This is a genomic window from Acidisoma sp. L85 (assembly GCF_009765865.1).
Taxonomy (GTDB): domain Bacteria; phylum Pseudomonadota; class Alphaproteobacteria; order Acetobacterales; family Acetobacteraceae; genus Acidisoma.
Map to the genome: position 1 here is coordinate 317,649 of NZ_LMUQ01000061.1, position 10,926 is coordinate 328,574.

The following is a 10,926-nucleotide window of genomic DNA, read 5'->3' on the forward strand; positions in this document are numbered from 1 at the left end:
ACCGCCGCCGGCATCGCGGCCGCCCGCTGGATGGGTGGCTCATCCTCGACAAGCCGCAAGGCCCGACCAGCACGGATATGGTCAACAAGGTCAAACGGCTGTTCGACGCCGAGAAGGCGGGCCATGGCGGCACGCTGGACCCCCTCGCCACCGGGCTGCTGCCCATCGCCTTCGGCGCCGCGACCAAAACCGTTCCCTATGTAATGGACGGCACCAAGCGCTACCGCTTCACCCTGCGCTTCGGCGATCTGCGCGATACCGACGACGCGGACGGCCAGACCATCGAAACCACCGACGCCCGGCCCGACGATGACGCTATCCGCGCTGCCCTCCCGGCATTCCGCGGTAGCATCATGCAGGTCCCGCCCATCTTCTCGGCCATCAAGGTCGCCGGCGAGCGCGCCTATGACATGGCGCGCGAGGGCCGCCCCCCGGTGCTGGAGCCTCGCCCCGCCCAGGTCGATCGTTTCGACCTGGTGGAACGCCCGGATGCCGACACCGCCGTCTTCGAGGTGGAATCCGGCAAAGGCGTCTATATGCGCAGCCTGGCGCGCGATCTCGCCCGCGCCTGCGGTTCGCTCGGCCATATCGCGGTCCTGCGCCGGCTGCGGGTCGGCCCCTTTACCGAGGCTATGGCGATTTCCCTGGACAAGCTCGAAACGGCAGAGGATACCGCGCCCATCTCTCCGGCGCTTTTGCTGCCGGTCGCGACCGCGCTGGCCGACATCCCGGCGCTGGCCCTGACCGAGAGCGAAGCCGTCAGCCTCAGCCACGGACAGGCCATAAGCCTGGTCGACCTGATGGGGCGGATACCAGAGGGCGCCAACCCCGCAGGGGGTCTGGCGCGCGCGATGGTGGGGGAGCGCGTGATCGGTTTATGCCGCCTCGACGAAGGCTGGATGAAGCCCGAGCGCCTTTTGTAACCCCGAACGACAGGGATCATCACGATGTCGATCACCGACGAGCGCCGCCTGGCGCTCATCAAGGACTATGCGACGGGCACGGACGATACCGGCAGCCCCGAGGTTCAGGTTGCGATCATTTCCGAGCGCATCGCGAACCTCACCGAGCATCTCAAGACCCACGCCAAGGACTTCCATAGCCGGCGCGGCTTGCTGATGCTGGTCGGCCGCCGCCGCCGCCTGCTGGACTACCTCAAGCGCAAGAGCGTCGAGCGCTACACGACATTGATCGGTCGTCTCGGCCTGCGCCGCTAGAGGCTATTCGACGGGGTCCTCCGCCATGGGGCGGGGGATCAGCCGCATGAGCGGCATACGACCCAAGCCGTGGAAGCGGCGGTCAGAATGAATGCCGGCCCGGCGCTCGAAAGAGCATAGCCGGGGCCAAGCGGCGTTTCCGGCCACATGGCCGGCGGATGCGCTCCCAGCTTTCCGGAAGCCGCATTCGCTCCCCATGCCGCCCGAGACGCCGAAGCCCCGCTAGAGCAGCGCCCGCTGCTCCCTTCGCTTCGCAGGAGAGGTGATCGCGTCGATCCTCCTCTCAGCGTCGGTTCCGTCACCATCGCCGTCGCATTCGCGCAGCCCGCAAGGATGCATTGATGTTCAATTACTTCCGCAAGGAAATCGAATGGGGCGGACGCCCCTTGGTTCTCGAAACCGGCAAGATCGCCCGTCAGGCCGATGGCGCCGTCATGGTGAGCTACGGCGACACGATCGTGCTCTGCACGGCCGTTGGCGCCAAGAGTGCCAAGCCGGGGCAGGACTTCTTCCCGCTGACGGTGAACTACCAGGAAAAGGCTTTCGCGGCCGGTAAAATTCCCGGCGGATTCTTCAAGCGCGAAGGCCGTCCGAACGAGAACGAGACGCTGGTCAGCCGCCTGATCGACCGTCCGATCCGCCCGCTCTTCCCCCAGGGTTTTCGCAACGAAGTCCAGGTCGTCGCGACCGTCCTCAGCCACGATCTCGAGAACGACCCCGATATCGTCGCCATGATCGGCTGTTCCGCCGCTCTCACCCTCTCGGGCATCCCGTTCTTCGGCCCTGTCGCCGCCGCCCGTGTGGCGCGCCTCAATGGTGAGTTCGTCCTTAACCCGACCCTGGCCCAGACCGAGGAGAGCGAACTCGACCTCGTCGTCGCCGGCACCGCCGAGGGCGTGCTGATGGTCGAGTCCGAGGCCCGCGAACTGTCCGAGGAGATCATGCTCGGCGCGGTGACCTTTGGTCACACCGCGTTCCAGGCCGTGATCAACGCCATCATCGAGCTGGCCGAACACGCCGCCAAGGAGCCCTGGGCCCTGCCCGAGACGTCTGAGGCCCAGACCTCCCTCGCCGCCCGCGTCGATGCGCTGGCCCGCGCCGGCATCGCGGAAGCCTATAAGGAGACCCACAAGACCGCCCGCCAGGAGAAGATCGGCGCCGCCAAGAAGGCCGCCGGCGAGTCGCTGACGGCCGAGGGTCTGGACGCCGATAAGGCGAAGGGTCTGTTCAAGGATCTCGAAGCCGACATCGTCCGCAACGCGATCCTTGACACCGGCCTGCGCATCGATGGCCGCGACACAAAGACCGTCCGCCAGATCATTGCCGAAGTCGGCATCCTGCCGCGCGCCCATGGCAGCGCCCTCTTCACCCGCGGCGAGACCCAGGCGCTCTGTGTCGCCACCCTCGGCACCGGCCAGGACGAGCAGATGATCGACGCGCTGGAGGGCGAGTATCGGGAGCACTTCATGCTCCACTACAACTTCCCTCCGTATTCGGTCGGCGAGGCCGGCCGCATGGGTTCGCCAGGCCGCCGCGAAATCGGCCATGGCAAGCTCGCCTGGCGCGCCATCCACCCGTTGCTGCCCGCGAAGGACAAGTTCCCGTACACCCTTCGCGTGGTCAGCGAGATCACCGAGAGCAACGGTTCCTCCTCGATGGCGACCGTTTGCGGCACCTCGCTGGCGCTGATGGATGCGGGCGTTCCGCTGATCCGCCCTGTGGCCGGTATCGCCATGGGCCTGATCAAGGAAGACCGCGCCTTCGCCGTGCTCTCCGACATCCTGGGCGACGAGGATCACCTCGGCGACATGGACTTCAAGGTGGCGGGCACCGAGCAGGGCATCACCAGCCTGCAGATGGACATCAAGATCACCTCGATCACGCCCGAGATCATGAAGATCGCTCTGGATCAGGCGAAGGATGGCCGCTTGCACATCCTGGGCGAGATGGCCAAGGCGCTGACCGAGGGCCGTGGCGGCGTCGCCGCGACCGCGCCGCGCATCACGATCATCAATGTGCCGAAGGACAAGATTCGCGAAGTGATCGGCACCGGCGGCAAGGTGATCCGCGAGATCGTTGAGCTGACAGGCTGCAAGATCGATATCGACGACGACGGCACGATCAAGATCGCCTCGACCAGCGAGGAAAAGACCCAGGCCGCGATCGACCGCATCCAGGGCATCGTCGCGGAGCCTGAGATCGGCCGCATCTACAACGGCAAGGTCGTGAAGACCGCCGACTTCGGCGCCTTCGTGAACTTCCTCGGCGCCAAGGACGGTCTGGTCCATATCAGTGAGCTGGCCTCGACGCGCGTGCAGAAGACCACCGACATCGTGGCTCAAGGTGATGCCGTGAAGGTCAAGGTCATCGGCTTCGATGACCGCGGCAAGGTGAAGCTCTCGATGCGCGTAGTTGATCAGGCAACGGGCGCGGACATTTCCGATCAGGTCGGCGCCAAAGGCGGCCGTCGCGAGGATCGCGCGGCCGAGTAATCCGCGCTCACGCTGCCTCGAATCTTTGGAGAAGCCGGCGGGGAAACCTGCCGGCTTCTCTTTTTCTGAAGCCCTGTTGGTTACTCTCTTGCGAGGTTCAGGTGTTCGACCAGCCGCGACAGTACCACCACTTATTTCCGAACATCCGATCCGCTTCGCTGATGATGTGATTGGTTTGGTTGACGGTCTCTCGATTGGATAGGGCGGACCGCGTCGTGTTGTAGGGGATCCAAGGCCCGGAATCCCCGAGCCGATAGTTATTCTCCCGCAGGAAAAGACGGCTCGAAACGTCATTGCCGTAGTAAATAAAATGGTCCCGCAGGCCGGTTGGCATCCCTGCGGGATTCTGTTGATAATTCATGCTTTCTTTGTATTGCGTCTTCCTCCAGAACTTCCACCCATTGCTGATGGCTTCGGTTCTAAGTGTGCCGGGCAGGCCGTAGGTGAGCGCGTCATTCAGATGGGGCCAGAAGAAGACGCCATCGTTGACGCAGGCATGGGCCGGGTCGTACTCGTGGGTTGCTCCAAGAATGTTGTCGCCGATAGTGTCGGCGCTGTAGAAATTTCTGATTTTCTCCATTCCACCGTAGTCTTGCCAATACCTGGCAAAGTCCTCAGCGGTGAAGCTCGTGAAGTCCACGGGGCGACTGTTCACGATGTCGCTCATCTGCGCGCTGTAAAAGTCGCGCACGACGTTGTTGGGGTGCGAAACTGAAGACCCGGTGACGTTATACGTCTCCGCCGCCGCCCGCAGGTTGTTCCGTATGAAGTTTTGCAGGGTTTCCGCTGCATTGAAGCCTTGCCGAACGTCGCCGTCGAGCGTGGCGAAATGGTCATAGGCACCATGATTCGTCGCCCCCCTGAGAGCGGCTTCATAAGCGCTGTTCACATCCGCGACGTAACCGTCCGTCGGCCATCGTCCCGTCGAGGTGATGTTCGATCGAAGCATTTGATCGAAGTATTCTCGCATGATTTGTGAAACCGGCTGCGCGGTATAGGCCGGAGGCTGCCTGGCGAGATGACTCGGGTCCAACGGCTTTTCGAGCGAGATATCCCGTGCTCCGCGTTGCAAGTCACTCGGCCAACCCTTCGCTGCGACCTGCGCATTTCTGAGATAGGCCTGGATCGCCGGATCGATTCGATCGATCACATGCTGTGCCGCGGGCTTGAAAATTGTTCTCGGCGAGCTGACGTAGCCTTCGCTCCCTCCAATAATCCCAGAATACGGATTGTAATTGGTGGAGACGTTATTCGGGCCAGGCACGCCCATTTTCATTCGACCTTCGTTTTCAGATTATTCCGGCTTGTTTCCTTTATTTTCTATAAATAAACATCGTTAGAATCGACCTTATAAGAATACCGTTAAAGAATATGTCACCCCGGGGTCGATCGCTCACACATATACATATGTTTATGCGTGAGCGATGCCCCCCGGTTTCCCTACTACCCTCCTTCCTGCAGGGCTCTGGCCCGGAGCTCACAGGTTCGTGTACTATGCCGTATGGTTAACGATCCATCGGCACGCGTGAGGCGCGCCGACACCGCTCAGCAGGCTTTCACTGCTTTCCTCCTGCGTCGTGGTTTCGGCCTGCTGACGGCGCTCGGGCCGAGGCGCGCCTCCAATCTCGCGGGCGCCCTGAGCCGCGGCATCGGGCAGCGGCTCTCCGTCTCGAAGGTGGCCGACCGAAACCTGCAGCGCGCCATGCCCGAACTGGATACGGCCGCGCGCCGGGTGATCATCGGGAACGTCTGGGAATCGATCGGCCGTACCGTCGGCGAACTGCCGCACACCGCCACCCTGCGCGAGACCGATTCGGGCCCAGGCTGGGAGATGGTCGGCCGCGAGAATCTGCCGGCCGGTCAGGCGATCTTCTTCTCGGCGCATTTCGGCAATTGGGAGATGATCCTCCCCGTCGCCTCGCAAACTGGCCTCGCGGTCTCCGGCTTCTATCGTCCGGCCTCCAACCCAGCGGCCGACCGGGTGATCCAGGAGCTGCGACTCGCCGGGCTTGGGCCGCATGTTCAGATGTTCACCAAGGGCGCGCGCGGCGCGCGTGACGCTTTCGCCCATATCGCGCGCGGCGGCTCCCTTGGTCTGCTGATCGACCAGAAGATGAATGACGGCATCGCCGCGCCGTTCTTCGGCCACCCGGCCATGACCGCCCCCGCCGCCGCCCAGCTTGCCTTGCGCTTCGGCCTGCCACTGGTGCCGATCCGGGTGGAACGGCTGGAGCCGGCGCGTTTCCGCGTCGTCTGCGAACCCGCCCTCGCCGCGCCTCAAACCGGCGACCGCAAGGCCGACATCCTGGCGCTCACCACCGCCATGAACGAGACGGTGGAGCGCTGGGTGCGCGGCGACCCCGGCGCCTGGCTCTGGCTTCACAAGCGCTGGCCTAAGCAATGAGGCGGCTGCGCCCGGACCGCACCCCACCTCGGCCCAAAGGAACGAGGGCAATTCAAATGGGTAGCCCTGGGCTGCGAGGGCCCGTCGCCCCTTGCCTCTCGCCCCCCTTAAGGTCATAGAACAGCGCCTGCAGGCTCCGATTTCGGGGCCCGTTCGGGGCTTCCGGTGGCCGCAGGAAACTCCGCCGCGTCACGCCACCCCTACCTTCCGAGAGACCTTTGAGCGACACGCCCTCCAATCCCCCGCTGCCGCCCTCCGCGACCCTTCCCGTCATGCTGGAAGACGAGATGCGCCGCTCGTATCTCGACTACGCCATGTCGGTCATCGTGGCGCGCGCCCTGCCCGATGCGCGGGACGGCCTCAAGCCCGTCCATCGCCGCATCCTGTTCTCGATGAACGAGTCGGGTTTCACGCCCGACAAGCCCTACCGCAAGTCTGCGCGCATCACCGGTGACGTGATGGGTAAGTATCACCCACATGGCGACTCGGCGATTTACGACGCCCTCGTCCGCATGGCGCAGCCGTTTTCAATGCGCGTCCGCCTGATCGACGGCCAGGGCAACTTCGGCTCGGTCGATGGCGATCCGCCGGCGGCGATGCGCTACACCGAATCCCGCCTCGCCAATGCGAGCATGTTCCTGCTCAACGACATCGACCGCGATACGGTCGATTTCCAATCGAACTACGACGAGAGCGCCGAGGAACCCAAGGTTCTGCCGGCCAGCTTCCCCAATCTGCTCGTCAACGGCGCGCAGGGCATCGCGGTCGGCATGGCGACCAATATCCCGCCGCATAACCCGACCGAGATCATCGACGCGACCCTCGCCATGATCGAGAATCCGGGCATCACGCTTGATGAGCTCATGGCCATCGTGCCGGGTCCCGATTTCCCCACGGCCGCCATCATCCTCGGCCGCTCCGGTATCCGGCAGGCCTTCGAGACCGGACGCGGCAGCGTCATCCTCCGCGCCCGCACGGAGTTCGAGGAGATCCGCAAGGATCGCACCGCGATCATCGTCACCGAGATCCCCTATCAGGTGAACAAATCGACCCTGATGGAGCGGATGGCCGATCTGGTCCGCGCCAAGCAGGTCGAGGGCATTTCCGACTTGCGGGACGAGAGCGACCGCTCCGGCATGCGCATCGTCATCGAACTCAAGCGCGATGCCACGCCCGAGGTGGTGCTCAACCAGCTCTTCCGCTTCACTCAGCTCCAGACGTCTTTCGGCGTGAATATGCTGGCGCTGGATGGTGGCCGCCCGCGCCAGATGGGCATTCGCGAACTGCTGGGCTGCTTCATCACCTTCCGCGAGGATGTCATCCTCCGCCGCGCCCGGCATGATCTGGCGCGGGCGCGGGATCGCGGCCATCTGCTCGTCGGCCTCGCCATCGCGGTCGCCAATATCGATGAGGTCATCCGCCTCATCCGCGCCGCCCCCGACGCCGCCGCCGCCCGCTTCGCCCTTATGGCGCGGGACTGGCCGGCCGAGGACGTGCTGCCGCTCCTCGCCCTGATCGAGGATCGCGGCAATGCGGTCGCCGAGGCCGGCACGGTGAAGCTGACCGAGGCTCAGGCGCGCGGCATTCTCGACCTGAGGCTGCAACGCCTCACCGGGCTTGAGCGCAACAAGATCCAGGCCGAACTCACCGATGTCGCGGAGAAGATTGGCGATTTGCTAGACATCATCGGCTCGCGCCCGCGCCGGCTGGAGGTCATGCGCGACGAGCTTGCCACTGTTCGTCTCGAAATCGGCACGCCCCGCGCGACTGAAATCACTGATGCCGCCGCGGACCAGGACGACGAGAGCCTGATCGAGCCGGGCCAGATGGTCGTCACCATCACCCGCGACAACTTCATCAAGCGCACACCACTGGAGACCTTCCGCCAGCAGAATCGCGGCGGCCGAGGCCGCACGGCGGCGGCGACGCGCGGCGACGACGTGGTGACGCGCAGCTTCAACGCGCATACGCACCAATGGGTGCTGTTCTTCTCCTCGGGCGGCAAAGCCTATCGCGAGAAGGTCTGGCGGCTGCCGGAAGCCGGGCCGCAGGCCAAGGGCCGGGCTCTGATCAACCTGCTGCCCGAGCTTGGCACCGACACCATCACCACTGTGCTGCCGCTGCCGCAGGACGAGAGCCTCTGGGAAAACCTGCATCTCGTCTTCGCCACCGCCGCGGGCAATGTCCGGCGCAACAAGCTCTCCGACTTCCGCAACATGCGTGCCTCCGGCCTCATCGCCATGAAGCTCGATGAGGGCGACCACCTCATCGGCGTCGCCACCTGCCGCGACGGCGACGACATGATGCTGGCAAGCGAGCGCGGCCGCTGCATCCGCTTCCACATCCACGGCGATAACCTGCGCGTCTTCGCCGGCCGTGACTCGGCCGGCGTGCGCGGTATCCGGCTCGCGGCCGGCGACCGGGTCATCGGACTCTCCGTATTGCGCCACCTCGAAGCCAGCCCAGGGCAACGCACGGCCTACCTCAAGCGCAACCGCAGCGGTGACGACGAAGCCGTCGCTGAGGTTGAGGCGGAAGCCGAGGCCGAAGGGAGCCCCGCCGAGGAAGCGCTGAGCGAGGAGAAGTTCCGCGCGATGCAGGAAGCCGAGCAGATGATTCTGACGGTCACCGATGGCGGTTACGGCAAACGTTCCTCCGCCTTCGACTATCGGGTGACCGGCCGCGGTGGCCAGGGCATCACCAACATCACCCTGTCGCGCCGCAACGGCACCACGGTCATCTCGACTTTCCCGGTTCATGCCGGCGATGACCTCATGCTGGTCACCAGTGCCGCCCGCCTCATCCGCGTGCCCGCCGATCAGGTTCGCGTGACCGGCCGACAGGCCCAGGGCGTGACGTTGGTGCGTCTGGGCGAGGGAGAGACGGTCACCAGCGTTTTCCCGGTCATGGAGGGGCCCGTTGACGCGGATACCCCGCTCATCGAAAGCGGCATGGAGCATATCGACCCTGGTCAAATCGATCCCGGGACCGACATCTCCGATGAGCAAGCGCCGGAAGGCGACGATCCCGCCGTCTGAGAGGACTTCATGCCCAGGCCCGAAAAGGTCGGCGTCTATCCCGGGACCTTCGATCCGGTGACGCATGGCCACATGGACATCATCACGCGGGGCGCCAAGCTGGTTGACCGCCTCGTGGTCGGCGTCGCGGTGAGCGGGGGGAAGTCTCCGATGTTCTCGCTGCCTGAACGCGTGGAACTGGCCAAGCTGGCGATCGCCTCAGTGTCCGCCGAGCATGGCGCGGCGATCGAAGTGCGGCCGTTCTCGTCCCTGCTCGTCGATTTCGCGCGAGAGACCGGCGCCGTCATGATCCTGCGTGGTCTGCGGGCGATCTCCGACTTCGATTTCGAGTTCCAGATGGCGGGCATGAACTACCGGCTTGATCCGAAGATCGAGACGGTGTTCCTGATGGCCAGCGAGCGGCATCAATTCATCTCCTCACGCTTCGTGAAGGAGATTGCGCGCCTGGGCGGGGACGTCTCGAGCTTCGTCCCGCCCTCAACCGAGGAACGGCTGGCCGCGCGGATAAGGGAGAAAACGACATCATGATATTCAATCGACGCGGGCTGATTGCCGTCGCGGTAGCGGCGGCTGTCACAACCTCCGGCCTTGCGGGCGCCGTTTCGGCATGTGCCGCCGGTGCGCCTGAATTGGCGATGGATCTCAAGGACGGCCGGGTCATCATCCAGCTCCGCCCTGATCTGGCGCCCAAGGCCGTCGCCCGCCTCATCACGCTGACGCAGCAGGGCTTCTACAACGGCACGCCCTTCCACCGCGTCATTGACGGCTTCATGGCCCAGGGCGGCGACCCGACCGGCACAGGCACCGGCGGCAGCAGCCTGCCCAACCTCCCGGCGGAATTCTCGAATGATGCGAAATTCGTGACCGGGACGATCGGCATGGCGCGCACCAGCGATCCGAACACGGCGAACAGCCAGTTCTTCATCTGCTTCGCGCCGCAGCCTTCGCTCGACGGCCAATACACCATCGTCGGCCAGGTCATCAGCGGCATGCAGTATGTCAACAACATCAAGAAAGGTGACGGCGACAACGGCCAGGTCACCAGCGCGCCTGACCGCATCGTGAAGATGACGGTGATTTCGGCCGGGCAGTAGCCGCGGCTTACCTCTGTCTCGGCACTCCACGCCGTCACACCCCCTCTTTCACACCCCCTCTTTCACACCCCCTCTTTCACACCCCCTCTTTCACACCCCCTCTTTCACACCATCGAATGGACGACGCATGAGCGCATCACAGCCTGACGCCACCGGCAGTGGCCCGACCCTTGAGCTGACGCTGAAAACCGGCAGCGTCATCATCGCGTTGCGGCCCGATATCGCGCCCAAGGCGGCCGAGCGACTGCTGTCCCTGGCAGCGGAGGGTTTTTACGACAACACGCCCTTCCACCGCGTCATTCCGGGCTTCATGGCGCAGGGCGGCGACCCGACCGGCACTGGCACGGGCGGCAGCAAGCTCGCGAACCTACCGGCGGAGTTCTCCAAGGAGGCGAAGTTCGAGCTCGGCACTGTCGGCATGGCGCGCACCGCCGACCCGAATAGCGGCAACAGCCAGTTCTTCATCTGCCTCGCGGCGACTCCCTGGCTTGATGGCCAGTACACCATCGTCGGCCAGGTGGTGAGCGGGATGGAGCATGTCGAGGCGATCAAAAAGGGCGCCGGACAGAGCGGCTCGGTGACGGATCCCGACCGCATCGTGAAGATGACGGCCATAAAAGGCCAGTAACCCTCACCTTACCGCTTGACGCGGCGGGGGCCCTGCCGGGTAAAGCACCCCCC

At 64.6% G+C, this 10,926-nt stretch carries 9 protein-coding genes; 8 read left to right on the forward strand and 1 reads right to left on the reverse strand.

Annotation, left to right across the window (positions count from 1 at the left end; translation table 11 throughout):
• The 3 genes from truB to pnp form a co-directional block, all read left to right on the forward strand.
• Positions 1–923 (forward strand): tRNA pseudouridine(55) synthase TruB (gene truB / locus GSQ83_RS19885; RefSeq protein WP_216850367.1); only part of this gene is annotated, 923 nt, incomplete at its 5' end.
• A 24-nt stretch (positions 924–947) separates the two neighbouring features.
• Positions 948–1,217, forward strand: coding sequence for a 30S ribosomal protein S15 (gene rpsO / locus GSQ83_RS19890; RefSeq protein WP_158804610.1), 270 nt, complete (start codon positions 948–950; stop codon positions 1,215–1,217).
• A gap of 341 nt (positions 1,218–1,558) precedes the next feature.
• The gene (gene pnp, locus GSQ83_RS19895; protein ID WP_158804611.1) at positions 1,559–3,709 is read left to right on the forward strand and encodes a polyribonucleotide nucleotidyltransferase; all 2,151 of its coding nucleotides are present in this window, start codon (positions 1,559–1,561) and stop codon (positions 3,707–3,709) included.
• A gap of 97 nt (positions 3,710–3,806) precedes the next feature.
• Here pnp and GSQ83_RS19900 read toward each other — a convergent pair whose 3' ends face one another.
• Positions 3,807–4,985, reverse strand: a complete 1,179-nt coding sequence (locus GSQ83_RS19900; RefSeq protein WP_158804612.1) for a hypothetical protein — start codon at positions 4,983–4,985, stop codon at positions 3,807–3,809.
• A 249-nt stretch (positions 4,986–5,234) separates the two neighbouring features.
• On the opposite strand from GSQ83_RS19900, the gene GSQ83_RS19905 reads away from it, so the two are divergent.
• From GSQ83_RS19905 to GSQ83_RS19925, 5 genes are all read left to right on the forward strand, one after another.
• Positions 5,235–6,113, forward strand: coding sequence for a lysophospholipid acyltransferase family protein (locus tag GSQ83_RS19905; protein ID WP_254065797.1), 879 nt, complete (start codon positions 5,235–5,237; stop codon positions 6,111–6,113).
• A gap of 272 nt (positions 6,114–6,385) precedes the next feature.
• Positions 6,386–9,151 carry a DNA gyrase subunit A gene (gene gyrA, locus GSQ83_RS19910; protein WP_174246707.1) on the forward strand — a complete coding sequence of 922 codons (2,766 nt, stop codon included), beginning with the start codon at positions 6,386–6,388 and terminating at the stop codon, positions 9,149–9,151.
• 9 nt (positions 9,152–9,160) lie between these two features.
• Positions 9,161–9,679, forward strand: coding sequence for a pantetheine-phosphate adenylyltransferase (gene coaD / locus GSQ83_RS19915; RefSeq protein ID WP_158804615.1), 519 nt, complete (start codon positions 9,161–9,163; stop codon positions 9,677–9,679).
• Positions 9,676–10,245: a peptidylprolyl isomerase gene (locus GSQ83_RS19920; RefSeq protein ID WP_158804616.1), complete on the forward strand. Its 570-nt coding sequence runs from the start codon at positions 9,676–9,678 to the stop codon at positions 10,243–10,245. Before coaD ends, GSQ83_RS19920 begins: the two co-directional genes overlap by 4 nt.
• A 127-nt stretch (positions 10,246–10,372) precedes the next feature.
• Positions 10,373–10,873 carry a peptidylprolyl isomerase gene (locus tag GSQ83_RS19925; protein ID WP_158804617.1) on the forward strand — a complete coding sequence of 167 codons (501 nt, stop codon included), beginning with the start codon at positions 10,373–10,375 and terminating at the stop codon, positions 10,871–10,873.
• The last annotated feature ends 53 nt before the right edge of the window (positions 10,874–10,926 follow it).

Coding starts and splice junctions, on each gene's coding strand:
- rpsO (WP_158804610.1), top strand. CDS start 948: ATGTCGATCACCGACGAGCGCCGCCTGGCGCTCATCAAGGACTATGCG.
- pnp (WP_158804611.1), top strand. CDS start 1,559: ATGTTCAATTACTTCCGCAAGGAAATCGAATGGGGCGGACGCCCCTTG.
- GSQ83_RS19900 (WP_158804612.1), bottom strand. CDS start 4,985: ATGAAAATGGGCGTGCCTGGCCCGAATAACGTCTCCACCAATTACAAT.
- gyrA (WP_174246707.1), top strand. CDS start 6,386: ATGCTGGAAGACGAGATGCGCCGCTCGTATCTCGACTACGCCATGTCG.
- coaD (WP_158804615.1), top strand. CDS start 9,161: ATGCCCAGGCCCGAAAAGGTCGGCGTCTATCCCGGGACCTTCGATCCG.
- GSQ83_RS19920 (WP_158804616.1), top strand. CDS start 9,676: ATGATATTCAATCGACGCGGGCTGATTGCCGTCGCGGTAGCGGCGGCT.
- GSQ83_RS19925 (WP_158804617.1), top strand. CDS start 10,373: ATGAGCGCATCACAGCCTGACGCCACCGGCAGTGGCCCGACCCTTGAG.